Source organism: Streptomyces sp. NPDC057271, assembly GCF_042668715.1.
GTDB lineage: Bacteria > Actinomycetota > Actinomycetes > Streptomycetales > Streptomycetaceae > Streptomyces.
In genome coordinates this window covers 1-25632 of sequence record NZ_JBHUYJ010000039.1, presented here as the reverse complement: position 1 = coordinate 25632, position 25632 = coordinate 1, and the positions used below count along the sequence as shown (strand labels likewise).

28 protein-coding genes are annotated in these 25632 nt (G+C 71.4%); 16 read left to right on the top strand and 12 right to left on the bottom strand.

From position 1 onward, the window contains the following. Positions 1-185 precede the first annotated feature (185 nt). The 4 genes from ACFUJR_RS19465 to ACFUJR_RS19450 are packed head-to-tail and all read right to left on the bottom strand — an operon-like array spanning position 186 to position 1758. On the bottom strand, positions 186-605 hold the full coding sequence (locus ACFUJR_RS19465) for a hypothetical protein (protein ID WP_383167841.1): 420 nt from the start codon (positions 603-605) through the stop codon (positions 186-188). Then, the gene (locus ACFUJR_RS19460; RefSeq protein ID WP_383167838.1) at positions 557-808 is read right to left on the bottom strand and encodes a hypothetical protein; all 252 of its coding nucleotides are present in this window, start codon (positions 806-808) and stop codon (positions 557-559) included. Before ACFUJR_RS19460 ends, ACFUJR_RS19465 begins: the two co-directional genes overlap by 49 nt. Beyond that, complete coding sequence (locus ACFUJR_RS19455; protein WP_383167836.1) at positions 805-1260, bottom strand: DUF6228 family protein; 456 nt, start codon at positions 1258-1260, stop codon at positions 805-807. Before ACFUJR_RS19455 ends, ACFUJR_RS19460 begins: the two co-directional genes overlap by 4 nt. A 33-nt stretch (positions 1261-1293) precedes the next feature. Continuing rightward, a complete protein-coding gene (locus ACFUJR_RS19450) occupies positions 1294-1758 on the bottom strand; it encodes a DUF2199 domain-containing protein (RefSeq protein ID WP_383167946.1) in 465 nt (154 codons plus the stop codon). A 554-nt stretch (positions 1759-2312) separates the two neighbouring features. Between ACFUJR_RS19450 and ACFUJR_RS19445 the strand changes: the two genes are divergently transcribed. The 3 genes from ACFUJR_RS19445 (at position 2313) to ACFUJR_RS19435 (ending at position 3814) form a co-directional block, all read left to right on the top strand. Beyond that, positions 2313-2759: a helix-turn-helix domain-containing protein gene (locus ACFUJR_RS19445; protein WP_383167833.1), complete on the top strand. Its 447-nt coding sequence runs from the start codon at positions 2313-2315 to the stop codon at positions 2757-2759. Positions 2760-2787: 28 nt separating this feature from the next. Next, positions 2788-3384 carry a hypothetical protein gene (locus ACFUJR_RS19440; protein WP_383167831.1) on the top strand — a complete coding sequence of 199 codons (597 nt, stop codon included), beginning with the start codon at positions 2788-2790 and terminating at the stop codon, positions 3382-3384. An 85-nt stretch (positions 3385-3469) separates the two neighbouring features. After that, on the top strand, positions 3470-3814 hold the full coding sequence (locus ACFUJR_RS19435) for a DUF2516 family protein (protein ID WP_383167828.1): 345 nt from the start codon (positions 3470-3472) through the stop codon (positions 3812-3814). An 88-nt stretch (positions 3815-3902) separates the two neighbouring features. Here ACFUJR_RS19435 and ACFUJR_RS19430 read toward each other — a convergent pair whose 3' ends face one another. The 3 genes from ACFUJR_RS19430 to ACFUJR_RS19420 form a co-directional block, all read right to left on the bottom strand. Continuing rightward, a complete protein-coding gene (locus tag ACFUJR_RS19430) occupies positions 3903-5150 on the bottom strand; it encodes a PP2C family protein-serine/threonine phosphatase (RefSeq protein WP_383167825.1) in 1248 nt (415 codons plus the stop codon). A gap of 248 nt (positions 5151-5398) precedes the next feature. After that, a complete protein-coding gene (locus tag ACFUJR_RS19425) occupies positions 5399-6478 on the bottom strand; it encodes a C40 family peptidase (RefSeq protein WP_383167822.1) in 1080 nt (359 codons plus the stop codon). A 225-nt stretch (positions 6479-6703) separates the two neighbouring features. Beyond that, positions 6704-7510: a class I SAM-dependent methyltransferase gene (locus tag ACFUJR_RS19420; protein ID WP_383167819.1), complete on the bottom strand. Its 807-nt coding sequence runs from the start codon at positions 7508-7510 to the stop codon at positions 6704-6706. 237 nt (positions 7511-7747) lie between these two features. On the opposite strand from ACFUJR_RS19420, the gene mshA reads away from it, so the two are divergent. Then, entirely contained in the window at positions 7748-9091 is a 1344-nt protein-coding gene (mshA, locus tag ACFUJR_RS19415; RefSeq protein ID WP_383167816.1) for a D-inositol-3-phosphate glycosyltransferase, read from the top strand. Beyond that, positions 9084-9587, top strand: coding sequence for a YbjN domain-containing protein (locus ACFUJR_RS19410; protein ID WP_383167813.1), 504 nt, complete (start codon positions 9084-9086; stop codon positions 9585-9587). The genes mshA and ACFUJR_RS19410 overlap by 8 nt, the downstream gene beginning before the upstream one ends. 281 nt (positions 9588-9868) lie before the next feature. Here ACFUJR_RS19410 and ACFUJR_RS19405 read toward each other — a convergent pair whose 3' ends face one another. After that, complete coding sequence (locus ACFUJR_RS19405; protein ID WP_383167810.1) at positions 9869-11161, bottom strand: MDR family MFS transporter; 1293 nt, start codon at positions 11159-11161, stop codon at positions 9869-9871. A gap of 124 nt (positions 11162-11285) precedes the next feature. Here ACFUJR_RS19405 and ACFUJR_RS19400 point away from each other — a divergent pair, with 124 nt between their 5' ends. Next, entirely contained in the window at positions 11286-12044 is a 759-nt protein-coding gene (locus tag ACFUJR_RS19400) for a phosphoglyceromutase (protein WP_383167807.1), read from the top strand. Positions 12045-12317: 273 nt separating this feature from the next. After that, positions 12318-12884, top strand: a complete 567-nt coding sequence (locus ACFUJR_RS19395; RefSeq protein ID WP_383167805.1) for a GNAT family N-acetyltransferase — start codon at positions 12318-12320, stop codon at positions 12882-12884. A gap of 24 nt (positions 12885-12908) precedes the next feature. On the opposite strand, the gene ACFUJR_RS19390 is transcribed toward ACFUJR_RS19395, so the two are convergent. Continuing rightward, positions 12909-13466, bottom strand: a complete 558-nt coding sequence (locus tag ACFUJR_RS19390; RefSeq protein WP_383167802.1) for a DUF4760 domain-containing protein — start codon at positions 13464-13466, stop codon at positions 12909-12911. Between the two features lie 219 nt (positions 13467-13685). On the opposite strand from ACFUJR_RS19390, the gene ACFUJR_RS19385 reads away from it, so the two are divergent. Continuing rightward, complete coding sequence (locus ACFUJR_RS19385; protein WP_383167799.1) at positions 13686-14153, top strand: GNAT family N-acetyltransferase; 468 nt, start codon at positions 13686-13688, stop codon at positions 14151-14153. A 71-nt stretch (positions 14154-14224) separates the two neighbouring features. On the opposite strand, the gene ACFUJR_RS19380 is transcribed toward ACFUJR_RS19385, so the two are convergent. Then, complete coding sequence (locus tag ACFUJR_RS19380; RefSeq protein ID WP_383167796.1) at positions 14225-14377, bottom strand: hypothetical protein; 153 nt, start codon at positions 14375-14377, stop codon at positions 14225-14227. Positions 14378-14681: 304 nt separating this feature from the next. Further along, positions 14682-15362: a phosphate signaling complex protein PhoU gene (gene phoU / locus ACFUJR_RS19375; RefSeq protein WP_383167793.1), complete on the bottom strand. Its 681-nt coding sequence runs from the start codon at positions 15360-15362 to the stop codon at positions 14682-14684. A 262-nt stretch (positions 15363-15624) separates the two neighbouring features. On the opposite strand from phoU, the gene ACFUJR_RS19370 reads away from it, so the two are divergent. Both ACFUJR_RS19370 and ACFUJR_RS19365 read left to right on the top strand, forming a co-directional pair. Further along, entirely contained in the window at positions 15625-16905 is a 1281-nt protein-coding gene (locus ACFUJR_RS19370) for a sensor histidine kinase (RefSeq protein WP_383167790.1), read from the top strand. After that, the gene (locus ACFUJR_RS19365; RefSeq protein ID WP_017242433.1) at positions 16902-17582 is read left to right on the top strand and encodes a response regulator transcription factor; all 681 of its coding nucleotides are present in this window, start codon (positions 16902-16904) and stop codon (positions 17580-17582) included. The genes ACFUJR_RS19370 and ACFUJR_RS19365 overlap by 4 nt, the downstream gene beginning before the upstream one ends. A gap of 211 nt (positions 17583-17793) precedes the next feature. Here ACFUJR_RS19365 and ACFUJR_RS19360 read toward each other — a convergent pair whose 3' ends face one another. Next, positions 17794-18468, bottom strand: coding sequence for a DUF461 domain-containing protein (locus ACFUJR_RS19360; RefSeq protein ID WP_383179995.1), 675 nt, complete (start codon positions 18466-18468; stop codon positions 17794-17796). 640 nt (positions 18469-19108) lie between these two features. Here ACFUJR_RS19360 and ACFUJR_RS19355 point away from each other — a divergent pair. The 6 genes from ACFUJR_RS19355 (at position 19109) to ACFUJR_RS19330 (ending at position 25630) form a co-directional block, all read left to right on the top strand. Beyond that, on the top strand, positions 19109-19591 hold the full coding sequence (locus ACFUJR_RS19355) for a CarD family transcriptional regulator (protein ID WP_003953493.1): 483 nt from the start codon (positions 19109-19111) through the stop codon (positions 19589-19591). A 411-nt stretch (positions 19592-20002) separates the two neighbouring features. Further along, positions 20003-20752 (top strand): 2-C-methyl-D-erythritol 4-phosphate cytidylyltransferase, encoded by a 750-nt coding sequence (gene ispD, locus ACFUJR_RS19350; RefSeq protein ID WP_383179998.1) that lies wholly within the window; start codon positions 20003-20005, stop codon positions 20750-20752. After that, a complete protein-coding gene (gene ispF / locus ACFUJR_RS19345) occupies positions 20742-21236 on the top strand; it encodes a 2-C-methyl-D-erythritol 2,4-cyclodiphosphate synthase (RefSeq protein ID WP_383180001.1) in 495 nt (164 codons plus the stop codon). Before ispD ends, ispF begins: the two co-directional genes overlap by 11 nt. A gap of 196 nt (positions 21237-21432) precedes the next feature. Then, the gene (cysS, locus tag ACFUJR_RS19340) at positions 21433-22830 is read left to right on the top strand and encodes a cysteine--tRNA ligase (RefSeq protein ID WP_383180004.1); all 1398 of its coding nucleotides are present in this window, start codon (positions 21433-21435) and stop codon (positions 22828-22830) included. A 98-nt stretch (positions 22831-22928) separates the two neighbouring features. After that, entirely contained in the window at positions 22929-23888 is a 960-nt protein-coding gene (rlmB, locus tag ACFUJR_RS19335) for a 23S rRNA (guanosine(2251)-2'-O)-methyltransferase RlmB (RefSeq protein ID WP_383180007.1), read from the top strand. Between the two features lie 143 nt (positions 23889-24031). Continuing rightward, positions 24032-25630, top strand: a complete 1599-nt coding sequence (locus ACFUJR_RS19330; protein WP_383180010.1) for a DoxX family membrane protein — start codon at positions 24032-24034, stop codon at positions 25628-25630. Positions 25631-25632: the final 2 nt, after the last annotated feature.

The following is a 25632-nucleotide window of genomic DNA, read 5'->3' as shown; positions in this document are numbered from 1 at the left end:
GGAAGTGCCGGATGCCGGAGGCGAGGGACGACATCTGCCCGCCGGCCTCCAGCCGGTCGGCCTTTCGTCGAGGGCGTCGACGCACAGGCGATGCCGTTCGTGGCTGCAGCCGTCGGAGCGGGCTCGTCGAGAACGATGTACGGATCAGCCGTTCGCACGCCCCGTTGCGCTCGGATCGCCGTTGCTCAGGGAGCTGCGACGTGGAAAGCCCCGAACCCGCCCTTGCCGCCTCGGATCTGCGTGTGGTGATGTGCTGTGCGATGTGCACCGCTACCTGTGCGGGGTGCTGAGCTGCGCCGTGCATCCGCCTGACCGCGCAGCTCCGCGCCCGGAGGCGCGGAGAGCATCATCAGCTCGGACCGGAGCTGCCGGCCGTACCCCCGCTCGTCGCTTCCCGCCGCCGCTTCCGCGCCCGCGGTGACCACGGAGTGACGCAACCGCAGGACGTCCCCGCGGGCGAGGGGGCCGGTGAGCGTGCCGTCCGGACCCATCTCCACGGTGGCATCGGTCCGGTTGATCCGCCGGATCGACGCTTCCAGAGCGCTCGGCTTTGCCGCTACTCCGCCAGGTCGTTCGCCAGAACCACCGGGACTCGCCCCATCCACTGAGAACGGGCACCTACCGTGCTCAGTCGCTGTCCCGTCTCCGTCACGCCCGCGACGAGCTGGGCCACCGCGGTCAGGAGCTCCTCGGGCGCACTGGTGATGTAGGACGCGGTGAGCTCGACTCTCGCCTGGCGATCTTCAAGGGTGCAGTCCGCCCACCCGGATCCCGCCAGGGTCCAGGTGATGCGCATGCCGGATGTCACTGGTGCTCCTCAGCGAGGAAGGCCCGAACATCGGCCGCCAGGGAAGTCATCTGCTCGCCGGCCTCCAGCCAGGTGGTCACAGAGGCGCCCCAGCCACCTGCGGCCTGAGGCCACGGCCGCAAGGCCCAGGTCAGGCCGACGTGGCCGCCGGACCGGAAGACCGCCGACACCATTAGGTCGTGGTCATTGGTCTGCCAGCTCCGTTCGCCGTCCCATCCCCGGTAGTCGGCGGCGAGCTCTTCCAGGAATGCGGTGAGATCGCTGTCCCAGATCCAGGCGACGACCTCGTTGACGCGAGCGGTCAGACCGGGAGCCCGCAGCTCGACGGCATAGTGCACGGAGTCTGCGTCGAAGCTGAACCGGTCGCAGAACGTCACGCCGACGGACGCATTGTCCTGGCAGCGGATCGTCACGCTGGCCTCATCGCCGGTGCCGACGTCGGGGGTGGTCATGGGTGGAACGCTAGGTCAGCAGGATGTTCGACGTCACCTGGATTCGCTGTCGGCAGGGTGGAGAACAGCTTCGGCGATTTCACGGACACGCTCCATCGTGATGCCGGTCCGCTGTTCGACCGCGAGAGGGTGGTCGGTCGGCTCCAGCTCGATGAACGGACGCTGTCCGATGGGGCGGGTGTGGACGTGGGTCTTCAAGTTGATGGTGCTGGGCGAGTAGAGGAAGAGGTCGGTGGACAGCCATCCGAAGTACGGCTCCTCGGATTCGCGTCCCCGGGTGTCCCAGAGGTCCGCGGCTCGGGCGAAGTTGTCCCGGCTGAGGGAGACCCATGCGGCCCAGGAGAAGGCCTCGTCGCTGCCGATGATCGGTATCTCGATCAGACCCTTGACGAAGTAGTGCTGTGCCTGGATGACGCACTGATCCGACGAGAGCAGGCAGTCCGCACGGTCGGCGAAACGCGGATCCCAGACGTAGGGGGCCGTGGCCGAGTAGTTCATCGGCAGTTCGGCGTGATGGCTGCCGCAGCACGAGCATGTGAATCCGAGGGCGCTGGTCATGAGCGGAGCCTAATGATCGGCCCCGACGTTGCCGACGTCAGTCCCGTCTCGGTGAGGCACGCGGGCATCGAACGGCATCGGATGTCCTCTCGTGGAAGCCGCCGAGTCAGTCCCCCATGATCTCGCCGGTCGTCGCGCCAGACCGTCTCGCCGCGCCGCCGCATGGGGAGGCGAACCGGAAACGTCAGCCCGCTGACGCGTCGGCCTCGGGTTCCGCGCTCGGCGCCCCGAGCGCCAGTGATGCCCGGACTCGGGTGAGGCATCACTGCAGATGCCCGGAGATCTTCGAGACTGCCCGGACTGCGCAGAGACCGGACACCGGCCGCCAGCTCGCCGGGACTCCGCCAAGTCGTTCGCCAGAACCACCGGGATTCGCCACATCTACTGAGAACGGACAGACACGTCATCAGTCGCATCGGCCGCGTACGGTGAGGCGCGACACTCTTGCAAGCGCCTGCTTGCAAAAGTTAGCGCTGGATGTCATCGTCACGGTCATGGCATCACTCAACGTCGGCAATCTTGGCGAGTACCTCCGTGAGCAGCGGCGCACCGCGCAGCTGTCGTTGCGGCAGCTCGCGGAGGCCGCGGGGGTGTCCAATCCGTATCTGAGCCAGATCGAGCGCGGTCTGCGCAAGCCCAGCGCCGAGGTGCTGCAGCAGGTCGCCAAGGCCCTGCGGATCTCCGCCGAGACGCTGTACGTGCGGGCCGGAATCCTCGACGAGAAGGAGCGGGACGAGCTGGAGACGCGCGCCGTCATCCTGGCCGACCCCTCGATAAACGAGCGGCAGAAGCAGGTGCTGCTCCAGATCTACGACTCCTTCCGCAAGGAGAACGCCGCCGAGGCGGCCGACGCGGCCGACGCGGTCAGGGTGACCGACGTCGCCGGTACCGCCGGTACCGCCGATGCCACCGGCGCCACAGCCGAACCCACCCCGAGCTAGTACGTACACATCCGGGAGGACCACCACCATGGCCATCATCGAAGAACTGCGTACCCCCCTCTACTTCGCCGCCGGTACCGCCGACCTCGCCGTCCAGCAGGCCAGGAAGGTCCCCGGCCTGATCGAGCAGATCGCCGCCGAGGCGCCCGCGCGCATCGACGCCGTCCGCAACACCGACCCCAAGGTCGTGCAGGAGAAGGTCACGGACCGGGCCAAGGAGGCCCAGGCCACCGTCCAGTCGAAGCTCGCCGAGGTCGTCGGCAACCTCGACACCGACCTGAAGAAGCTCGGCGAGACCGCCCAGGACCTGGCCCTGCGGAGCGTCGGCGTGGCCGCCGAGTACGCGGTCAAGGCGCGCGAGAAGTACGAGGAGGTCGCCGCCCACGGCGAGGAGGCCGTCAGGGCGTGGCGCGGTGAGGTGGCCGAGGAGATCACCGAGATCGCGGTGGTCGTCGAGCCGGAGTCGGCGAGCACGCCGGAGACGAAGAAGGCCGAGCCCAGGGCCCAGGTGCCCGCCGCGAAGACGGCGGAGGCGGCCGGGACGGCCGAGGCGTCCAAGCCCGCCCGGAAGACCACCGCCCGCAAGGCGCCGGCCAAGAAGCCGGTCTCCGCCACCGAGAAGTAATCCCCGGCACCGATCAGGGTGGCCGGTGCGTTGTACCGGGTACCTTGGCCGCGAGGGCTCCCATCACTGACTAGGCGGTTCAGACATGTTGCGCGACGGATTCGACCTCGGTCTCCTCCTGGTGACGGACCTGGTCTTCCTCGGCTTCGCCGTCGTCTCGTTCGTCTTCGCCGCCATGGCACGCGAGGACGCGTATCGTGCGGCCGACAAGCAGACCAAGAAGTTCTGGCTGATCATCCTCGGCCTCAACCTCGTCCTGAACCTGGTTCTGGGCATGCTCTTCCTGCAGATCGCCGGGCTCATCGCCGCCATCGTCTTCATGGTCGACGTGCGCCCCGCCATCAAGCAGGTCTCCGGTGGGGGCGGCGGCGGGCGGCGCGGCGGATCGAGCAGCGACGGTCCGTACGGTCCCTACAACGGCGGCCGGTAGGAGCAAAGCGGGGCCCTACGGCCCTACGGCCGGAAGAGCCCGTACGACGTTCTTCGGGACCCGATCCGGGGACCCAGGGGGCCCGGGGTCAGCCCCGGGCCCTTTCCAGTGCCAGGACCGCCACGTCGTCCGTCAGCTCCCCGCCGTTCAGCGAGCGCACCTCCGCCACCGCCGCCTCCAGGAGCTCCTCGCCCCGCAGGCCCTCCGCCAGCTGCCGGTTGATCATCTCGACCATCCCGTCCTGGCCGAGCCGCGGCGAGCCCGGGCCCGCCGAGCGGCCCTCGATCAGGCCGTCCGTGTACATCAGCAGGCTCCACGCCCCGCCCAGCTCCACCTGGCGCCGCGGCCAGCGGGCGCGCGGCAGCAGGCCGAGGGCCGGGCCGCCGTCCTCGTACGGGAGCAGCCGCGCGGGCCGGTCCTTGCGGGCGATCAGCGGTGCGGGGTGCCCGGCCAGGCAGAGGCCCGCCCGGCGCCCGTCAGGGGCGATGTCCACCGTGCAGAGCGTCGCGAAGATCTCCTCGCTCTCCCGCTCGTGCTCCAGGACGCGCTGGAGGGTGGAGAGCAGCTCGTCGCCGCAGAGTCCGGCGAAGGTGAGCGCCCGCCACGCGATGCGCAGCTCCACGCCGAGCGCCGCCTCGTCGGGGCCGTGCCCGCAGACGTCGCCGATCATCGCGTGGACCGTGCCGTCGGGGGTGCGGACGGTGTCGTAGAAGTCCCCGCCGAGCAGCGCGCGGGAGCGGCCGGGCCGGTAGCGGGCGGCGAACCGCAGGTCGGAGCCCTCCAGGAGCGGGGTGGGGAGCAGCCCGCGCTCCAGGCGGGCGTTCTCCTGGGCCCGAAGCCGCGACTCGGTGAGCTTCACCTGCACCGCGTCGGCCCGCTTGCGCTCGACCGCGTAGCGGATGGCCCGGCTCAGCAGCCGGCCGTCGAGCTCCTCGCGGAAGAGGTGGTCCTGAGCCCCGACCCGTACCGCCTCCGCCGCCAGCTCCGCGTCGGTCGAGGCCGCGAGCGCCAGGACGGCGTGGCGCGGCGCGAGCCGCAGGATGTGGCGCAGGGGCGCGAGGGTGTCGTCGCCGGCGGCGCGGGGCCCGGGGAGCGCCAGGTCGACCAGAACGCAGTGCACGTCGTCGGTGAGCAGCCGCTCGGCCTCGGTGAGGTTCCGGGCGGTACGGATGCGGACGCGGGTCCCGTCGACGTCGTCGAGCATCTCGGGGACGGCGAGGGCACCCGCCGGGTCGTCCTCGACGACGAGCAGCGTGAGATCGGTGCCTGTCGCAGCGGGCACAGCGCCGGGCGCCTCGGCAGAGACGATTCTCTGGCGCGGTACGGGTACGGGCATCGGTCGTGGTTTCCTTCCCTCCCCCCGAGGGCGCGGCGGGGCGACGAACGACGTCCCGCCAGACGGGGACCATAGCGGTACCGCACCGGGCAGCGGAATGGCGATCACGGTACGAGCATCGACGGTCCCTTGGCATATGCCGCGCATGGGGAGGTTGTTGCCCGCGGAGCCATGACGAACATCACGCCGGACGGCCTCCGGAAGGGAGCCCTCCGGAGGCGCGGGTCACTCCGGGGGTCACTCCGGGGTCACTCCGGACGGACGACTCCCAGGATCTCCATCGAACCGGCGCCCGCGAGGGTCACGTTCCGCCCGGGACGCGGGGCGTGGACCATCGCCCCGTTTCCTACGTACATCCCGATATGACTGGCGTCCTTGTAGTAGACGATCAGGTCGCCCGGCCGCATGTCCTTGATGTCCACCCTGGGCAGCAGGCGCCACTGCTCCTGCGAGGTGCGCGGAATGTTCCGGCCCGCCTTGCCCCAGGCCCGCTGGGTCAGCCCCGAGCAGTCGTACGAGTCCGGGCCCTCGGCGCCCCAGACGTACGGCTTGCCGATCTGCGCCGTCGCGAACTCCACCGCCCGCTTGCCCTGCGGTGTCGCCGTGGCGTTCAGGCCCTTGAGGACGCCGGTGTCCAGCCAGGCGGTCTGCGCCCGGTACTGCTCCTGCTCCTCCAGGCGCAGCAGCCGCGCACGCTCCTCGGCCGCCAGCTCGGACTCGAGCTTCTTGGCGGCGGCTATCTTCGCCTCGATCTCCTTCTTCGCCTCGGCCTGCTTGACGCGGTTGGCCTCCAGCTTGGTCCAGTTGGTGCCCGCGTCCTTGGCGTAGACGGTCAACTGGGCCTGAGTCCTGGTCATTTCGGCCAGCAGGTCCCTGGTGGCCTTCTGGCCCTCCTTGAGCCGGCCGGCGTTGTCCAGGAAGAGCTGCGGGTCGTCGGTGAGGACGAACTGGGCGCCCTCGGGAAGCCCGCCGTTGCGGTACTGGGCGCGGGCCGCCGCGCCCGCCTGGGCCTTGAGCGCGTCGATCTTCTCGCGTCCGGCGACGATCATCTTGGCCAGCCGCACGATCTCGGCGGACTGCTCCTTGGTCTGCTCCTCGGCGAGGTTGTACGCGTCGGTGGCGGCGGCCGCCTTCCGGTACAAGCCGTCGATCTCCTTGCGCACCTCTTCGAGGGTCTTCTTCGGAGCGTCGGGCGGGAGCGGGGCCGCGGGTGCCGCCTTCGGAGCGGCCGGGGCCGCCGAGGCATGGAACGTCAGCGCGGGCGAGGCCAGCACCGTCAGAGCGCAGACCACGGTGATCGCGGCGTTGACACGGCGGCGTCGGTTCACAAGCTCCCCCTCGTACGGCCCGCACCGGTATCTGATTTACCGTCAGTAACTTCGTCGTGACCTTGGTGATGGTGCCACGCGGAACGCGAAAGCAACAGGGGATACCGGACCCTGTCGGGTCACTTTCCCCCACAGGGGACGAGTGAGGTGGGAGTCGCGTTCCCGACGGGCCCTCGAATTCACCGGCACTCGGCGTTCTGACGGCCTTCGGGTGGCGCACGTCCGTCAGCGGGGAGTCAGTGCCTCCCAGCGGACCGTCACTTCGCCCTGACGCCACCGCCGGTGCCCGTCCGTCAGGGGCCAGTCCGCCGCCAGACCGCGTACGGCCCGGATCCAGCGCTGCCGCGCGCCGAGCGAGGCGTACGGAGCGGCCGCCGCCCACGCCCGGTCGAAATCGCGCAGGAACGCGTGCACCGGCTCGCCCGGCACGTTGCGGTGGATCAGCGCCTTGGGGAGCCGCTCCGCGAGGTCCGAGGGCCGGTCGAGCGAGGCCAGACGGGTCGCGAACGTCACCGATCGTGGTCCGGTGCGGTCGAGCGTCACCCACACGTGGCGCCGCCCGATCTCGTCGCAGGTCCCCTCGACGAGCAGCCCTCCCGGCGCCAGCCGCGCGCGGAGCCGCGCCCAGACCGCGGCCACCTCGTCCTCGTCGTACTGCCGCAGCACGTTCGCGGCCCGGATCAGCGCGACCTCGCCCGGGACGGGGACCTCGAAGCCGCCGTGCAGAAAGGTGAGTCCCTCGCGCTCGTAGGGGCGGGCGGCGGCGACCCGGGCCGGCTCGATCTCGATACCGACGACCTCGGTACGCGGGTCGGCGGTCCGCAGCCGGGCCAGGAGCTCCACGGCGGTCCAGGGCGCGGCCCCGTACCCCAGGTCGACGGCGACGGGAGGCTCGGCGGAGCGGCGCAGGGCCGCGCCGTGGACGGCGGCGATCCAGCGGTCCATGCGGCGCAACCGGTTGGGGTTCGTGGTCCCGCGGGTGGCCGTGCCGACGGGGCGGCTCGGGGTGCGGAGCGTGGTGCGCGGGGCCATGGAACGAGGGTACGGGTCGCGCCACGCCGTGCGGACACGGCAATGAATTGGCAAAACGGAAATGGATGGCGGCATTCCGGTGTTGTGCGGCGTGAAGGGCGCACGACGCGTCCCTTCTGCCGTGCCCGCACGCCCGCGGGCCTGCTCCACTCGCACCACCTGCCCGACCCGCACCGCCCCAGATCACCCGCACCGCCCCGCAAGGCCCGCCACCCCCTCAGCGGAAGGACCGTCGACGTGAGCCAGTACGTGTCCCGGCTTGCCGGCTCCCTGGCGACGCCGCCCCGACTCCGGCTCCCCGGACGCCACCGGACGCCGCGCCGGGTGGCCATGCTCAGCGTCCACACCTCGCCCCTCCACCAGCCGGGCACCGGCGACGCGGGCGGCATGAACGTCTACATCGTCGAGCTGGCCAAGCGCCTGGCCGCCATCGACATCGAGGTCGAGATCTTCACCCGGGCCACCACCGGCGGCCTCGCCCCGGCCGTCGAGCTCGCCCCGGGCGTTCTCGTACGGCATGTGGACGCCGGGCCGTACGAGGGTCTGGCGAAGGAGGAGTTGCCGGCCCAGCTCTGCGCCTTCACCCACGGTGTGATGCGGGCCTGGGCGGGCCACCGCCCCGGCTACTACGACCTGGTCCACTCCCACTACTGGCTCTCCGGGCACGTCGGCTGGCTCGCCGCCGAGCGCTGGGGCGTCCCGCTCGTCCACGCCATGCACACCATGGCCAAGGTCAAGAACGCGGCGCTCGCCGAGGGCGACACCCCCGAGCCGGTGGCGCGGGTGATCGGCGAGACGCAGATCGTCTGCGCCGCCGACCGGCTGATCGCCAACACCGCCGAGGAGGCCGACGAACTCGTCCGCTTCTACGAGGCGGAGCGGGGGAAGGTCGCCGTCGTCCACCCGGGCGTGAACCTGGAGCACTTCCGCCCCGCCGACGGCCGCGCCGCCGCCCGCGCCCGCCTCGGGCTGCCCGCCGACGCCTTCATCCCGGTCTTCGCGGGCCGTATCCAGCCGCTGAAGGCCCCCGACATCCTGCTGCGGGCCGCGGCCGTGCTCCTGGACCGGGACCCGTCGCTGCGCTCGCGCATGGTCGTGCCGGTCGTGGGCGGGCCGAGCGGCAGCGGCCTCGCCAAGCCCGAGGGGCTGCAGAAGCTCGCCGCGCGGCTCGGCATCGCGGACGTCGTCCGCTTCCACCCGCCGGTCGGCCAGGACCGGCTCGCGGACTGGTTCCGGGCGGCGTCGGTGCTGGTCATGCCCTCGTACAGCGAATCGTTCGGCCTGGTCGCCATCGAGGCGCAGGCGGCCGGTACGCCGGTCGTCGCGGCGGCGGTGGGCGGCCTTCCGGTCGCGGTACGGGACGGTGCCACCGGCTTCCTCGTCCCGGGCCACGACCCGGTCGACTACGCCCGCGCGCTCGCGCGGTTCGTGGCCGACCCGGCGCTCTCCGTCCGGATGGGCGAGGCGGCGGCCCGGCACGCGGAGTCCTTCGGCTGGGACACGGCGGCCTCGGGCACGGCGGAGGTGTACACGGCAGCGATGCACGATCATCGCCGTCGCGTACGCTCGCACCATGGCTGAGCAAGCTGAGGACGTACGGCGGGTCATCGAGGACACCTTCAAGGACGCCGAACTGGAGTGGGAGTCGCCCGAGCCCGGGTCGTACGTGGTGAAACTCCCCGGCACGCGCAAGCTCTTCACCACCCTGTCGCTGCGCGTCGGCCGCCACTCCCTCTCCCTCAACGCCTTCGTGATCCGCCACCCCGACGAGAACGAGACGGGCGTCCACCGCTGGCTTCTCGAGCGCAACCTCAAGCTGTACGGAGTGAGTTACGCGGTCGACGGCCTGGGCGACATCTATCTGACCGGCAAGCTCCCGCTCGCCGCCGTCACCCCGGAGGAGCTGGACCGGCTCCTGGGCTCGGTCCTCGAAGCGGCGGACGGCTCCTTCAACACGCTGCTGGAACTGGGCTTCGCGAGCGCGATCCGGCGCGAGTACGAGTGGCGGGTCTCGCGCGGCGAGTCGACCCGCAACCTCGACGCGTTCACGCATCTGACCCAGAAGCCCGCGAACTGACCGCCGGCCCGTCGTGACCGCGCGGGCCCGCACGGTCCCGCAGGAAGCAGCCCGCACGCCCCCGCGGGACCCCGCCCGCGTCGGCCCCCACGACCCGCCCCCACGACCCGCCCGCGTCGGCCCCCACCACGACCCGCCCCGCCCCGCGGGACCCCGCGCGCGTCGGCCCCGCAGGGCCCCACCCGCCCCGACCCCGCAGGCCCCCCCGCCCCGCCCCGCGGGACCCCGCGCGCCGAGGGGTCGGGGCTCCGGGGGGCCGTGGTTCTCGGCGGCCCGGGGTGTTACGGGGCCGCGTCCTGCGGCTCGGCCGCGCGAGCGGTCCCCACGGGCTTGGTGAGCGTCGGCGCGTCCGCCGGGGTGTCGTCCGCGAGGGCCTTGCGGAGCCGGGTCGTGTATCCGATCGCGGCGACGGCTCCGATGACGGCCGTGCCCATCCAGAGGAAGTCCGGCCCCGGTCCGTCGACGACCCAGCCCGCGAGGATCGGGGCGAGGAAGCCGGACAGCGCCCAGGACATGCCCATCACACCCTGGTAGCGGCCACGGGCGTGCTCGGGGGCGAGCTTGGCGGTGGCGGCGGCGTTGGTGGGGACGTGGACCATCTCGCCGATGGTCCAGACGACGACGGTGGCGGCGAAGACCAGGGGGGTTCCGGCGAGTGCCGTGGCGCCCGTGCCCACGGCGAAGAGCAGCGAGGAGACGGTGAGCAGCACGGCCGGGGAGCGCCTGTCCGTCACCTTGTTGACCAGCAGCTGGAAGGCGACGATCACGACACCGTTGACGGCGATGACGGCGCCGTACGCGCCCGGCTCCAGACCGGCCGCCGCCATGGACAGGGGCAGGCCGACCCAGGGGGCGGTGAAGACGAGGCAGACGAGGAGGTTGAGGAGGACGAGCGTCCGGAAGGGGGCGTCGCGCAGGACGTCGAGGACGCTGACGCGGTCCTTCTCGACGACCTCGCCGACCGCGTTGCGGCGGGCCTCGGGGCGGGTCTCGGGGAGGCGGAGGAAGACGATCAGGGCGCAGAGCGTGACCGCGACGGCCTCGATGACGAAGAGGGTGCGGTAGCCGAGGAAGATCGCGGCGCCACCGCCGAAGGCGGCGACGGCGAAGCCGAGGTTGAGCGCCCAGTAGTTCAGGGCGAAGGCCCGGCGGCGGTCGTGCTCGGGAACCATGTCGGTGATGGTCGCCGAGATGGACGGCCGGACGGCCTGCATGGAGACGCCCATCACCAGGACGACGGCGGCGACGCCCCAGCCGGTGGAGACCAGCGCGAGGGCGGCGGCACAGGAGGCCGTCACCAGGTGCATGGTGACCATCGTGGGCCGTCGGCCCCACTTGTCGGTGAGCGTGCCGCCGAGCGGGGAGCCGGCGACGCCGCCGAGGCCGTGGAGGGCGATGACGAGCCCGGCGAACCAGGCGGAGTGGCCGAGCTCCTGGGTGAGGTAGAGGGAGAGGAAGGTGAGGACGAAGGCGCCGGTCCGGTTCACCAGGGTGGAGAGCCAGAGCCACCAGAAGCCGCTGGGAAGGCCGGAGACCGTCGCGCGTGCTGATCGTCTGAGCGAGTCGATGGACATGTGTGGCCGGCCCCCGTGTGTGTAAGTCCCTCTAACGGCAGCCGTAACTTACGCATCTCATACGCCGGACGCCAGCGAATTGACGGTGCACGTCAATCGTCAGGCGTCGATTAGGCTCGGGCGCATGGCCGACGCACCGTACAAGCTGATCCTCCTCCGCCACGGCGAGAGCGAGTGGAACGCCAAGAACCTGTTCACCGGCTGGGTGGACGTCAACCTCACCGAGAAGGGCGAGAAGGAGGCGGTCCGCGGCGGTGAGCTGCTCAAGGACGCCGGCCTGCTGCCCGACGTACTGCACACCTCCCTCCAGAAGCGCGCCATCCGCACGGCGCAGCTCGCCCTGGAGTCCGCCGACCGCCACTGGATCCCGGTCCACCGCTCCTGGCGTCTGAACGAGCGCCACTACGGTGCGCTCCAGGGCAAGGACAAGGCGCAGACGCTCGCGGAGTTCGGCGAGGAGCAGTTCATGCTCTGGCGCCGCTCGTACGACACCCCGCCGCCGGCGCTCGAGGACGGCACGGAGTTCTCCCAGTCGGACGACCCGCGCTACGCGACGATCCCGCCGGAGCTGCGCCCGCGGACGGAGTGCCTGAAGGACGTCGTCGACCGCATGCTGCCGTACTGGTACGACGGCATCGTCCCGGACCTCCTGGACGGCAAGACGGTTCTGATCGCGGCCCACGGCAACAGCCTGCGCGCGCTGGTCAAGCACCTGGACGGCATCTCGGACGAGGCCATCGCGGGCCTGAACATCCCGACGGGCATCCCGCTCTCCTACGAGCTGGACGAGAACTTCAAGCCCCTCAATCCCGGCGGCACCTACCTCGACCCGGAGGCGGCGGCCGCGGCGATCGAGGCCGTGAAGAACCAGGGCAAGAAGTAGCCCTACGCGTGATCACGGCCCCCACCGGCGGTTTCTCCGCCGGTGGGGGCCTTGTTCGTGCCGAGATGACGCCGGCCGACGCGAGGGTGCGTCATGATGCGTGCATTGAACCAGGCTGCTGGACGTCGGCGCGGGCGTACCGGTGCTGCTGTGGACCCGCAGGGCCGCTCGGGCGACAGGCCGGTCCGCTGCACGATCACCCTGTTCCGGGGCGACCTGACCGCATGAACCACGAGTCGGCACGCCGTCCGGCCGACAGGAGGATGAGCCGCCGTGATCATAGAGACCGCGACACCAGACGATCTCGGCAAGCTGCTGGCCTTCAGGGAAGAGGCCGCGTCGTGGCTCTCCGCCCTTGGCACCGACCAGTGGCGCCGCCCCTACCCGGCGGACAAGCTGCTGGCCACCCTTGAGGCAGGCGTCGTGTTCATGGTCCGCGACGACGCCGCGACGGCGGCGACGATCACCCTGACTCCCGAAGCGGATGACGGGCTCTGGAACGACCGCGAGCGCTGCGAGCCCTCTGCGTACGTGAACAAGCTGACAGTGGCCCGCACGCACGCGGGTCAGGGCCTGGGCCGTCGGCTGCTCGACTGGGCAGGGGACCGGGCGTATCGGGCCGGCGCCGTCTGGCTCCGACTCGACGCCTGGACGACCAATGAGGCCCTTCAGCGCTACTACCTTCGGCATGGCTTCGAGCACGTTCGCACGGTCACGGAGGGCGGAGCGGTGAACGGCGGCCCACGCGTGTCCGGTTGGCTTGCTCAGCGGTCAGTACGTGCTGCGGACCACGCGTTCGTGGACGAGACGCCCGAGCCTCGACCAATCGCCGACGCCTAGCCGGCACCGGCGCCCCTCTGCCTCCTACCCGCGTGCTGGTTGCCCCTGGGAAGGCAGGATGTCGCTGTCGACGGGATGGGTCGCGGCCCGGCGCGGTGTCATTTCGCCCGCCAGCCACTGCAAGTCCTCGTACAGGCGCGGCTCGCCGTGAGCCTGTCGCTGTGCCTCGATCCAGGGCGCGTAGTTGTCCCGGACGGCGATGATCAGACCACCCCAGGCCTGATCGACGACCGCTCGGTCGAAGGCGTCCGAACGGGTGCCGACGCCGAGGTAGTTGAGCGCCGACAGGTACGACGTGATCAGCTTCGTCGCCGCGGCGTCACCCGACAACGACAGACTGACCAGAGCGGAAACGGCGACGTGATCCCGCTCGTCGGGGATCCCTGCGTCGTAGAGCTCCTTTCGCCGCTCCATGATGGCCGTGAGGTACTCCATGGTCGCTTGCTTGCGGCGCCTGTCGTGATCTTGGGCTGTGTTGCGAGACAGCATGAGAAGCTGCCACGCCAGTGCGCCGAAGGCCACAACACTGACGAACAGGGTGCCGAAGGAGGCGAGCAGGGACCAGCGCTCATAGGGCGTCACGACCGAGTACCTTACGGACGATCTCCTGACGGCGGTGCCGTTCTGACATCAACGTCCGATCCATGCCGGCTTGCCCGTGCGGGGCCAGGCGGGGAGAGCGGGGGAGCGCAGGGAAGGGCGGAGGAAGGCGGGGGAGCGCGAACCGCCGGCCTTGTCCTCGGGCCTCGCCCCGGCATATTCACGGGCGTGGGTCCCCGAGGTGTCGGTAGCCTCCGCGTCATGTCTACCGCGCTCCGTCTCGAGAAGATCACCCCCGACAACGTCGACGCCGCGATCGCCCTGCGCGTGCATCCCCACCAGGAGAAGAACGTCGACCCCGTCGCGAACTCGCTGGCGGAGGCGTACGCCTTCGGTGAGCCCGCCTGGCCCCGCCTCATCTTCGACGGCGACGAGCTCGTCGGCTTCCTGATGGCCTTCCTCGACATCCAGTGGGCCCCGAAGAAGGACCCCGACGACTACCGCAGCGGCCTCTGGCGGCTCAACATCTCCGCCGATCACCAGGGCAAGGGGTACGGGCGCTTCGCCGTAGAGGCGGTACGCGAGGAGATACGGCGGCGGGGCGGCAGCCTGATGTACGTGTCGTGGGAGGCGGACGAGGACGGGCCCGGGGACTTCTACCGCAAGCTGGGCTTCCGCGAGACCGGTGAGACCACCGGGGGTCAGCCGGTCGGCGTGCTCGACGTGTGACGCCGTCGCGGCGACGACGTGAGAAGCCCCGCCCGGGGGCGAATCCCGGGCGGGGCTCCTCGGGCTCACGGCTACCCCGAGCAGCCCCCGCACTGGCACGGCCCGCCGGACTGGCAGCCGCAGCCGCAGCCCGCGCCGCACCCGCAGGCGCCGAGGACGGGCAGGAAGACCGCGTCGCGCGGCGGCTCCTGCTGGGGGTCGGTGGTCGTGGCGGATTCGGCCATGGGAGTCCCTCCTCGAAAGCGTACGTCGCCTCCCCCCCATTGCATGCCCACCCCACCGGGCGCATCAACGGCGCACAGAAGTGCGAACACCCGCCCGCCGCCCGCACGCGCACGACGGCCCACGGGGCGGGCGAGGACCCCCGGCCCCGAGGGCGCAGCGGTGGCCCCCAGCCCAAGGCCCCCGCGACCGTCCCGCCGGCCGCCCGAGGGCTACGCGCCCTCGACCGGGCCGTCCGCCCGCCGTCCGTCCGAGGGCTACGCGCCTTCGACCGGGCCGTCCGCCCGCCGTCCGTCCGTCCGAGGGCTACGCGCCCTCGACCGGGGCGTCCGACTGCTGGAGCTCGTCCGCGTGCTCGCCCGTGACCAGGTACACCACGCGCTTCGCCACCGACACCGCGTGGTCCGCGAACCGCTCGTAGTAGCGGCCCAGCAGCGTCACGTCGACCGCCGTCTCGATGCCGTGCTTCCAGCGGTCGTCCATCAGGTGCTGGAACAGCGTCCGGTGCAGCAGGTCCATCTCGTCGTCGTCCTGCTCCAGCTGGAGCGCCAGGTCGACGTCCTTCGTGATGATGACCTCCGCCGCCTTCGCCATCAGGCGCTGCGCCAGCTGACCCATCTCCAGGATCGTCGCGTGCAGGTCGCGCGGCACGGCCGTCGCCGGGAACCGCAGCCGCGCCAGCTTCGCCACGTGCTGCGCCAGGTCGCCGGACCGCTCCAGGTCCGCGCTCATGCGCAGCGACGTCACCACGATCCGCAGGTCCGTCGCCACCGGCTGCTGGCGGGCCAGGAGCGCTATCGCCCGGGCCTCCAGGTCGTGCTGCAGGTCGTCGACCTTCTGGTCCGCGGCGATCACGCTCTCCGCGAGCTTCAGGTCGGCGTCGAGCATGGCCGTCGTGGCGCGCCCGATCGCCGACCCGACCAGGCGGGCCATCTCGACCAGGGCCTCGCCGATCGAGTCAAGTTCCTCGTGATACGCGTCCCGCATCGATGTCCCTCTCTCGCAGTCGTCCGGGGTCCAGTTGTGCTCGGACCCCCACGCTCCCACGTTCGACCGCGGACAAGTCAGGCGTGTCCACCCCAAGTGAATGAGCCATTTCCCCTCGGTGAACTCTGGGCGACCTGCGCCGCCGCTCCGGGCAGGCCAAATGAACCGGCACGGTCCCTACGGTGAACTCTGGGCGACGACTGTTCGAGCAGCCACACGGACGGCTGGGAGAGTGTCCGTCGGCCCGCATAACCTGGATGGCATGGACGTGAACGCGGCGGTCGCCGCATTGGCAGCGATCGCCGGGGTGTGCACCGGCGTGATCGCCATGCTGGCGTTCCGCTGGAGCGAGCGCGACCAGGCGCGACCCACCCGGACCTCCCTGCACACCGACGCCGTGCTCCCGCCCGGCGTCGACACCGTGCTCTCCGTGCTGCGATCCTCCGCGGTCGTGCTCGACGAGAGCGACTCCGTGGTCAAGGCCAGCTCGGCGGCGTACGCCCTCGGTCTGGTCCGCGGCGGGAAGCTGGCCGTCGAGCCCATGCTCAACATGGCCCGCGACACCCGCCGCGACGGGGAGATACGTCAGGTCGAGCTCGACCTGCCTCGGCGGGGTACGGGGCGGGGTGAGGCCCTCGCGGTCTCCGCCCGCGTCGCCCCGCTCGGCTCCCGCCTGGTGCTGCTCCTGGTCGAAGACCTGACCGAGGCCCGCCGTATCGAAGCGGTACGGCGCGACTTCGTCGCCAACGTGAGTCATGAACTCAAGACTCCGACAGGCGCCCTCTCCCTGCTCTCCGAGGCCGTCATGGACGCCTCCGACGACCCCGAGGCCGTCACCCGCTTCGCCGGCCGCATGCAGATCGAGGCGACCCGGCTCACCAACCTCGTACAGGAGCTCATCGACCTCTCCCGGGTGCAGAACGACGACCCGCTGGAGGACTCCGAGCCCGTACGGGTGGACGAGCTGGTCGCCGAGGCCATCGACCGCTCCCGGCACGCGGCCTCGACCAAACAGATCACCATGGCTTCGAACGTGTGGCCGCCCGAAGGACTCGAACAGGGTGGTGGTGGGCGACGGGAGGGCGGCACCGCGGACCTGCGTGTCTGGGGCAGCCGCGGCCAGCTCGCCGCGGCACTCGGCAACCTCGTCGAGAACGCCGTCAACTACTCACCGGCCCGTACGCGGGTGGGCATCGCGGCCCGCCGCGTCTCGGCACCCGGCGGCGACCTGATCGAGATAGCGGTGACCGACCAGGGCATCGGCATCTCCGAGAAGGACCGTGAGCGGGTCTTCGAGCGCTTCTACCGCGTCGACCCGGCCCGCTCCCGCGCCACCGGAGGTACGGGTCTCGGCCTGGCCATCGTCAAGCACGTGGCCGCCTCGCACGGCGGGGAGGTCACCGTCTGGAGCACCGAAGGCCAGGGCTCCACGTTCACCCTGCGGCTGCCCGAGGCGGGCGCCGTACGGGACCGTCGCCCGCCCGCCTCCCCCACCCCCGATCTCATGACCGAACCGCTCCCTGCCCCGGAGGTCCTTCCGTGACCCGAGTGCTTGTCGTCGAGGATGAGGAATCCTTCAGCGACGCCCTGTCGTACATGCTTCGCAAGGAAGGTTTCGAGGTCGCGGTCGCCGCGACCGGGCCCGACGGCCTCGACGAGTTCGAGCGCAACGGGGCGGATCTCGTCCTCCTCGACCTCATGCTGCCGGGGCTGCCCGGCACCGAGGTCTGCCGCCAGCTCCGCGGCCGATCGAACGTGCCGGTCATCATGGTGACCGCCAAGGACAGCGAGATCGACAAGGTCGTCGGGCTGGAAATAGGCGCCGACGACTACGTGACGAAGCCGTTCTCCTCGCGGGAGCTGGTCGCCCGCATCCGCGCGGTCCTGCGCCGCCGCGGTGAGCCGGAGGAGGTCACTCCCGCCGCCCTGGAGGCCGGCCCGGTCCGCATGGACGTGGACCGTCACGTCGTCACGGTCTCCGGCGGCAAGGTCGACCTCCCGCTGAAGGAGTTCGACCTCCTGGAGATGCTGCTGCGGAACGCGGGCCGCGTGCTGACCCGTATGCAGCTGATCGACCGGGTGTGGGGCGCCGACTACGTCGGTGACACCAAGACCCTCGACGTCCACGTGAAGCGCCTGCGGGCGAAGATCGAGCCCGACCCGGGCGCGCCGCGGTACCTGGTGACGGTGCGCGGTCTCGGCTACAAGTTCGAGCCGTAGACGGTCGGAGCCGCCTGCCCTGCGTACGTGAAGGGGCGCCCCGCCGGAGCGTTGGTAGGGGGGGGGGGGGGGGTGTCTGGGCGACGGTGTGGGGCGGGGGGGGTGGGGCTCCTCTTTCTGGGGGGGGGGGGGGGGCCCCCCCGCGGGGGTGCTCGGACGGTCCGCCCCTCGTGCGTACGGGTGTGACGGGTGTGTCGGTGACCGGGGTGTGTCAGTGCCCGGTCGAGCTGCTCGCGCCGTCCGTGGGCGTGCCGGTGCCGGTCGGCGTGGCGGTGCCCGTGGGGGTTCCCGTCGGGGTGGCCTCGCCGCCGTGGCCGGCGTCGCCGGTCGGCGTGGCGGTGGCGGTCGGCTTGGCGGCCGGGGGCTGCGGGATCTCGGTCGGCCCGAACTCGGCGAAGTAGCCGGTCGCCGGGACGACGAAGGCGGCCAGGGAGACGTCGCCGGTCCGGCTCAGCTTGAAGACGAGCTTCTGCGCGTTGCCGTCCTTCACGGCCTCGTGGCCGTTCTCGATCGTGGCGGAGGCGTTGCCCTTGCCGCCGATGACGACCGAGCCGCCCGCGGGGATCGTGATCGGGCCGGAGCCCGTGGCGGCCTTGAGCGCCACCGGCGCGGCGGAGCCACCGAGCGTGATCGAGTCGAGCGTCTGCGGCGCGCTGCCGTTGTTGAACACCGTGGCGGAGACGACGGCCGGACCCGGGGCCCCGGTGGTCGGCTGGGTGATCACGAGGGCGTTCTGGATCTTGACGTCCTCGACGGTGACGGCGGCGTTGTCCGGCCGCACGCCGAGCGTCTGCGCGTCGTTGCCGGCGCCACAGGCGGACAGCGAGGCGATCGAGATCACGATGGCGGCGGCGGCGAGGGCGCCGCGTCGAAGGCTGCGGCTCACGGCGGCGGCAACTCCTTGGACGTACGGACGGGCAGGGACGAGCCGGCTGGAGTCGAGCTCAGGACCAACCGGCTAAAGGAAGAGCTAAAGGTGCGTCAGCGGGCTTAGGTTACCGAGCCACCCTCTCCGTCCCGCACCCGACCCGCCCCTTCGCGCCCCCGGGCCGCGGGGCCGCGGTCGCCACACCCGTCGTGATCGCCTTCGCCATGGCCGGATCACGTCGCATTGACGCTCCGTTCACATAACAGACTTGATCAATTCGGTGACCCTCCGCGCATTCCCTCGCGCGCCTCACGGAAAAACGCGAGTCGCACCGTCGGGTGATCAATTCGGGATTCGGTCCGAGATGCATCCGCACGGGTGACCGATCCTCGAACGGAGTACGTGAAGATGTACGTTCCGAAACCGGCAAAACGGGACATGCCGCCTCCTCCGGGGTGCTCCAGGCGGGTGTGGCGGGCGCGTTTCTCTCCGTCCGCACAGCCGCTCCGACCTGCGAATACCGGCTTCCGTCGGCCCCGCGCAGCACGTTCGCGTCGCTGTTGTCAAGCCCCGAGATATGCCCTGACCTGCGAAAACGCCATTCAGAAGAAGCTGTATCCGTGTTACTCTGGATAGCCACGGAAGGGGTACCTGTCACATGACGTTCAAGGTTGGCGACACCGTGGTCTATCCCCATCACGGGGCCGCGCTGATCGAGGCCATCGAAACTCGCCAGATCAAAGGCGTGGACAAGACCTACTTGGTGCTCAAGGTCGCCCAGGGCGACCTGACGGTTCGTGTGCCGGCGGACAATGCGGAGTTCGTCGGTGTTCGCGATGTGGTTGGTCAGGACGGTCTTGACCGGGTCTTCGAGGTGCTGCGCGCGCCGTACGCCGAGGAGCCCACCAACTGGTCCCGGCGCTACAAGGCGAACCTCGAGAAGCTCGCCTCCGGCGATGTCATCAAGGTCGCCGAAGTGGTCCGCGACCTGTGGCGCCGGGAGCGCGAGCGCGGTCTCTCCGCAGGTGAGAAGCGCATGCTCGCCAAGGCTCGGCAGATCCTGGTGAGCGAGCTGGCGCTCGCGGAGAACACGAACGAGGACAAGGCCGAGGCTCTCCTCGACGAGGTCCTCGCGTCCTGAGCGAAGCGATGCCGCGGTGCCCGATGACGTGCTGTGTCCCACACAGCGCCGTCGCCGGGCGCTGCGGCATGTTTCGTCTCTCGGCGTCCCGCTCGATGTCCACGGCCGCTCTCACGACGTCCGGGTGATCCCCCGACGCGCTCCAGCCGCTCCAGGCGGTCTTCCGGGTGATCTCACGTCCGGGCGATCTCCGGGTGACGTCCGTCTCGTGACGCGTCCGTCGACGAAACTCTCGTACCCCTGCCCCCCCTCGCGTCCCACGGCTTCGTGCCACTCGCAACGCCCCGACCGTCGTCACGGAAGGGGCCCGGTCAAGGCGTTGCGTTCAGCACTCCCCCGGACGTCGTCCGGGGCGACCCCCAGGGCCATACCCATGTCGGCCGAGGAAACAAACCTGCCGGAGTGCAACCGATGACAGACGAAACGCGTCCCGCGCGCACCGCCGCTGTGATCCCCGCGGCGGGCCGGGGCGTACGCCTCGGCCCGGGCGCCCCCAAGGCGCTCCGCGCGCTGAACGGCACCCCCATGCTCATCCACGCCGTCCGGGCGATGGCGGCCTCCCGGGCCGTCTCCCTCGTCGTCGTGGTCGCGCCGGCCGACGGGGCCGCGGAGGTCAAGAACCTCCTCGACGCCCACGCGCTGCCCGAGCGCACCGACTACCTCGTCGTCCCCGGCGGCGACACGCGCCAGGAATCCGTACGCCTCGGCCTCGAAGCGCTGCCCGAGGGCGTCTCCACCGTCCTCGTCCACGACGCGGCCCGCCCGCTCGTGCCCGTCGACACCGTCGACGCCGTCGTCGAGGCCGTGCGGGACGGTGCCGTCGCCGTCGTCCCCGCCCTGCCCGTCGCCGACACCGTCAAGGAGGTCGAGCCCGCGGCGACGAAGGGCGATCCCGAGAGCGTCGTCGCCACGCCCGCGCGCTCCCGGCTGCGCGCCGTCCAGACCCCGCAGGGCTTCGACTACGAGACCCTCGTCAACGCCCACGCGACCGTCGCCCTCACCGGTGACGGCGCCACCGACGACGCCGGCATGGTCGAGCGGCTCGGCGCTCCGGTCGTGGTCGTCCCCGGCCACGAGGAGGCGTTCAAGGTGACCCGTCCGCTCGATCTCGTACTGGCCGAGGCCGTACTCGCCCGCAGGAGGGCCAACGATGGCTTCTGACCACCCGCCGATCCCGCGGACCGGTATCGGCACCGACGTCCACGCCTTCGAGGAGGGCCGCGAGCTGTGGTGCGCCGGCCTGCTGTGGGAGGACGAGGAGTACGGCCTCGCCGGGCACTCCGACGGTGACGTCGCCGCCCACGCCGCCTGCGACGCCCTCTTCTCCGCCGCCGGTGTCGGCGACCTCGGCGCCCACTTCGGCACCTCCCGCCCCGAGTGGTCCGGCGCCTCCGGCGTCACCCTCCTCACGGAGGCCGCCCGGATCGTCCGCGCCGAGGGGTACGAGATCGGGAACGTCGCCGTCCAGGTCATCGGCGTCCGCCCCAAGGTCGGCAGGCGCCGCGAGGAGGCGCAGAAGGCGCTGAGCGCGGCCGTCGGCGCCCCCGTCTCCGTCTCCGGCACCACGACGGACGGTCTCGGCCTCACCGGCCGGGCGGAAGGACTGGCGGCCCTCGCAACGGCCCTGGTCTACCGCCGGGCCTGAGCCACCGGACGGCCCGACGGGGGTGCGACCCGCGTGAACCCGCCCGGCCGCGCCCCGGTCTGCCGCGCCCGCGTGCGGTCGGGCCACCACCCGACCCCGCCGGTCTGCGCCCCGCCTGACGTATCGCCGGAAAAATCCCGCCCCGCGAGCCGCGATCGGTCGCGGGGCACTACCACACGCCCACTACCCTGGAGTGGTGACTATTCGCCTGTACGACACCAGCGCCCGGCAGATCCGTGACTTCTCCCCGCTCACACCGGGCTGCGTCTCGATCTACCTCTGTGGTGCCACCGTCCAGGCCGCCCCGCACATCGGCCACATCCGGTCGGGGCTGAACTTCGACATCATGCGCCGCTGGTTCGAGTACCGCGGCTACGACGTCACGTTCATCCGCAACGTCACCGACATCGACGACAAGATCATCGCCAAGGCCGGCGACCAGGGCCGCCCCTGGTGGTCCATCGGCTACGAGAACGAGCGCGCGTTCAACTCCGGCTACGACGCGCTCGGTTGCCTCCCGCCCACGTACGAGCCCCGCGCCACCGGCCACATCACCGAGATGGTCGAGATGATGCGCGGCCTCATCGAGCGCGGACACGCCTACGAGGCCGACGGCAGCGTCTACTTCGACGTCCGCTCCTTCCCCGGCTACCTCGCCCTGTCCAACCAGGACATCGACGACCTCCGCCAGCCCGACGAAGGCGTCTCCGGAAAGCGCGACCCGCGCGACTTCGCCATGTGGAAGGCCACCAAGCCCGGCGAGCCCGACTGGGAGACCCCGTGGGGCCGCGGCCGGCCCGGCTGGCACCTGGAGTGCTCCGCCATGGCCCACAAGTACCTCGGCTCCGCGTTCGACATCCACGGCGGCGGCCTCGACCTGATCTTCCCGCACCACGAGAACGAGATCGCCCAGGCCAAGGCGTACGGCGACGACTTCGCCTCGTACTGGGTGCACAACGCCTGGGTCACCATGAGCGGCGAGAAGATGTCCAAGTCGCTCGGCAACTCGGTGCTCGTCTCCGAGATGGTCAAGCACTGGCGCCCCATCGTCCTGCGCTACTACCTGGGCACCCCGCACTACCGCTCGATGATCGAGTACAGCGAGGAGTCCCTGCGCGAGGCCGAGTCCGCGTTCGCGCGGATCGAGGGCTTCGTCCAGCGCGTCACCGAGAAGGCGGGCAAGACCGTCCCGCCCGCCCCCGAGGTGCCGCCCGCCTTCGCCGAGGCGATGGACGACGACCTGGGCGTCCCGCAGGCGCTCGCGATCATCCACACCACGGTGCGCCAGGGCAACAGCGCGCTGGCCGCCGACGACAAGGACGAGGCCATCGCCCGCCTCGCCGATGTCCGGGCCATGCTCGGCGTCCTCGGCCTCGACCCCCTCGACCCGCACTGGGCCGAGGAGACCGACCGCGGCGAGGAGCTCCACGGCGTCGTCGACACCCTCGTACGGCTCGTGCTCCAGCAGCGCGAGTCGGCCCGCGAGCGCAAGGACTGGGCGACCGCGGACGCGATCCGCGACCAGCTCGGCCAGTCCGGCCTCGCCATCGAGGACAGCCCCGACGGCCCCCGCTGGACGCTGGGCAACCGCTGATGATGTGCCGCTCGGGGAGCCGGGCGGCACACTTCACTTACAGACCTGAGTACGCGCGTGAACGCACATGCGTACGCAACACCGAGGATTAGGTAGTCATGGCCGGGAACAGCCAGCGCAGGAACCGCCGTACGTCCAACAAGAAGGGCGCGACGGTCGGCAGCGGTGGCCAGCGGCGCAAGGGCCTGGAGGGCAAGGGCCCCACGCCGCCCGCCTCCGCCCGCAAGGGTCACAAGAAGAACCGCATCGCCAACGCCCAGGCGAAGCAGGCCGCCGCCCGCCGCCCCGCCCCGCGCCGAGGCGGCCCCAAGGGCACGTCGGAGATGGTCGTCGGCCGTAACCCGGTCTTCGAGGCGCTGCGCGACGGCGTCCCCGCCACCACGCTCTACGTCCAGCAGTTCATCGACAACGACGAGCGCGTCCGTGACGTCCTCAAGCTCGCCGGCGACCGCGGCAACATCAACCTGATGGAGGCCCCGCGCCAGGAGCTCGACCGGATGACGAACGGCCTGAACCACCAGGGCCTCGTCCTCCAGGTCCCGCCCTACGAGTACGCGCACCCCGAGGACCTCACCGCGGCCGCCTACGACGCCCACGAGGACCCGCTGATCGTCGCCCTCGACGGCGTCACCGACCCCCGCAACCTCGGCGCGATCGTCCGCTCCGTCTCCGCCTTCGGCGGCCACGGCGTCGTCGTCCCCGAGCGCCGCGCCGCCGGTATGACCGCCGGCGCCTGGAAGTCCTCGGCCGGCACCGCCGCCCGGACCCCCGTCTCCCGCGTCACCAACCTGACCCGGGCCCTGGAGGGCTTCCAGAAGGAGGGCCTCACGGTCGTCGGCCTCGCCGCCGACGGCGAGCACACCGTCGAGGACCTGGAGGCGCTCGACGGCCCCGTCGTCATCGTCATCGGCAGCGAGGGCAAGGGCCTCGGCCGCCTCGTCGGCGAGACCTGTGACTACCGCGTCCGCATCTCGATGCCCGGTGGCGCCGAGTCGCTGAACGCCGGCGTCGCCGCGGGCATCGTCCTCTACGAGGTCGCCCGCCGCCGCGCGAACTGACCTCGCCACACGCCGTACCGAACGGGCCCACCTCCCTGAGCTGGGCCCTTTCGCGTACACGGGCACAGTTGGCGCGATCTTGACGGGTCTCGGACATTCAGAGCCCGTCAAGGCAGTGTCCTAACCCCGCGTCACTCGGTTAGATGAGTGTGGACACCAGAACGCCCCGGCCGGGGTTCGACGATCAGCCCGCGCTGAGCATGCTCAAAGTGGATTCCGATCCCGCGCAGGTCATCGTGAACCACGCCAGCTTCCGCGTGCGGCTCGCCCCGGCCCAGCAGCCGAAGTTCGCCGCCTCCCGCGGCCCTGCCCTCGCAGGCGCCGCGGCAGCGGCGGGCGGTGCCGCCGGCCGCCGTCGGCCCGTCGTATGGACCGGAAAGTCCGCGCCCGGAGCGACCGGACTGCTCCAGGCCGTGCGCGAATCCTCCGTCTCCACGCTGGAACCCCCGGCGCACCACGACACCGGCGTCACGCAGGCCATCCCGCGCATCGACGACACCATGCCCACCCCCGTCGTCAGCGCCGACCCGCCGCTCCTCCCTCCGATGCGGCGCGCCGAAGGCGCCTTCGACCACGCCTACGACGGCCCGTACGAGCTGTCCCGCGACGGCGCGTACGGGAACGGCGACGGGAGCGGACACGGGAGCGGACACGGGGACGACCCGAACGGCCACGAGTACCGCGGCAGCCGTGCGCAGCGCCACGGCGCCGACCCCGTCCGGCACGCCTACTACCCCGGGCGCCGGATGAACCTCGGCGTCGTCCTGCTCCCGCTCCGCGTCTTCCTCGGCTTCATCTCCATCTACGCCGGCATGGGCAAGCTCTGCGACCCCGTCTACTTCGACGGCGGCGAGCGCGGCTCCATGGTCAAGTGGCTCCACTCGCTCAACCCCTGGGCACTGGCCGAACCGCTCCGCGACTTCGCCCTCCAGCACCCGGTCGGCGCCGGCCTCACCGTCGCCTTCCTCCAGGTCGTCGTCGGTGTCCTCACCGTCCTCGGCCTCTGGCAGCGCGTCGCGGCCGTCATCGGCGCCCTGCTCTCCGCCGCGCTCCTGCTGACCGTCAGCTGGAAGTCCGTCCCCGTCTACGACTCCGCCGACATCATCTTCCTCGCCGCCTGGTCCCCGCTGATCACCGCCGGCGCGCCCGTCTACTCCATCGACGGCCGTCTCGCCGGCGAAGCCTGGCGCACCCTCGGGCCCCGCTCCGAGCTGTGGGACCTGCGCCGCCGCGTCCTGCGCCGCGGGGCGCTCGTCACCTCCGTCGTGGTCGGCCTCACGCTGCTCATCGGCTCGGTGCTCGGCGGGGCCGTACGGTCCACCGAGATGGTCACGGTCCCCGGCCCGAACGACGACCCGATCAACCACCTGCCCGGCCGGACGCTCCCGCAGGAGCCCGGCGAGCGCACCCCGTCCCAGTCGACGTCCACCCGCCCCAAGCCGTCGGCGACGGCCGGCGCGAGCGGGGAGCGCGAGGACGACAAGACGGCCTCGCCGAGCGAGACCGTCCGGGAGACGGGCCGTACCGAGGAGAGCCGGCCGACCGCCACGCAGGGCACCGGCAGCAGTACGCCGACCCAGTCACGGCCGGCGGCCCCACCGTCCACCAGCTCCGGCCCGACGAGCACCGGCGGCACGAGCGGCAGCGGTGGCGGCACCGGCGACACGACCGAGCCGACGAGCGGCGGCTCGTCGACGGGCACCGGCGGCAACCGGAACCCGATCGGCGGCCTGCTGGGCTGACG

Coding starts and splice junctions, on each gene's coding strand:
- ACFUJR_RS19380 (WP_383167796.1), bottom strand. CDS start 14,377: ATGGCCGAATCCGCCACGACCACCGACCCCCAGCAGGAGCCGCCGCGC.
- rlmB (WP_383180007.1), top strand. CDS start 22,929: ATGGCCGGGAACAGCCAGCGCAGGAACCGCCGTACGTCCAACAAGAAG.
- ACFUJR_RS19430 (WP_383167825.1), bottom strand. CDS start 5,150: ATGCCCGTACCCGTACCGCGCCAGAGAATCGTCTCTGCCGAGGCGCCC.
- ACFUJR_RS19445 (WP_383167833.1), top strand. CDS start 2,313: ATGGCATCACTCAACGTCGGCAATCTTGGCGAGTACCTCCGTGAGCAG.
- ACFUJR_RS19385 (WP_383167799.1), top strand. CDS start 13,686: ATGTCTACCGCGCTCCGTCTCGAGAAGATCACCCCCGACAACGTCGAC.
- phoU (WP_383167793.1), bottom strand. CDS start 15,362: ATGCGGGACGCGTATCACGAGGAACTTGACTCGATCGGCGAGGCCCTG.
- ACFUJR_RS19330 (WP_383180010.1), top strand. CDS start 24,032: ATGAGTGTGGACACCAGAACGCCCCGGCCGGGGTTCGACGATCAGCCC.
- ACFUJR_RS19400 (WP_383167807.1), top strand. CDS start 11,286: ATGGCCGACGCACCGTACAAGCTGATCCTCCTCCGCCACGGCGAGAGC.
- ACFUJR_RS19405 (WP_383167810.1), bottom strand. CDS start 11,161: ATGTCCATCGACTCGCTCAGACGATCAGCACGCGCGACGGTCTCCGGC.
- ispF (WP_383180001.1), top strand. CDS start 20,742: ATGGCTTCTGACCACCCGCCGATCCCGCGGACCGGTATCGGCACCGAC.
- ACFUJR_RS19435 (WP_383167828.1), top strand. CDS start 3,470: ATGTTGCGCGACGGATTCGACCTCGGTCTCCTCCTGGTGACGGACCTG.
- ACFUJR_RS19420 (WP_383167819.1), bottom strand. CDS start 7,510: ATGGCCCCGCGCACCACGCTCCGCACCCCGAGCCGCCCCGTCGGCACG.
- ACFUJR_RS19440 (WP_383167831.1), top strand. CDS start 2,788: ATGGCCATCATCGAAGAACTGCGTACCCCCCTCTACTTCGCCGCCGGT.
- ACFUJR_RS19355 (WP_003953493.1), top strand. CDS start 19,109: ATGACGTTCAAGGTTGGCGACACCGTGGTCTATCCCCATCACGGGGCC.
- ACFUJR_RS19450 (WP_383167946.1), bottom strand. CDS start 1,758: ATGAACTACTCGGCCACGGCCCCCTACGTCTGGGATCCGCGTTTCGCC.
- ACFUJR_RS19370 (WP_383167790.1), top strand. CDS start 15,625: ATGGACGTGAACGCGGCGGTCGCCGCATTGGCAGCGATCGCCGGGGTG.
- ispD (WP_383179998.1), top strand. CDS start 20,003: ATGACAGACGAAACGCGTCCCGCGCGCACCGCCGCTGTGATCCCCGCG.
- ACFUJR_RS19410 (WP_383167813.1), top strand. CDS start 9,084: ATGGCTGAGCAAGCTGAGGACGTACGGCGGGTCATCGAGGACACCTTC.
- ACFUJR_RS19455 (WP_383167836.1), bottom strand. CDS start 1,260: ATGACCACCCCCGACGTCGGCACCGGCGATGAGGCCAGCGTGACGATC.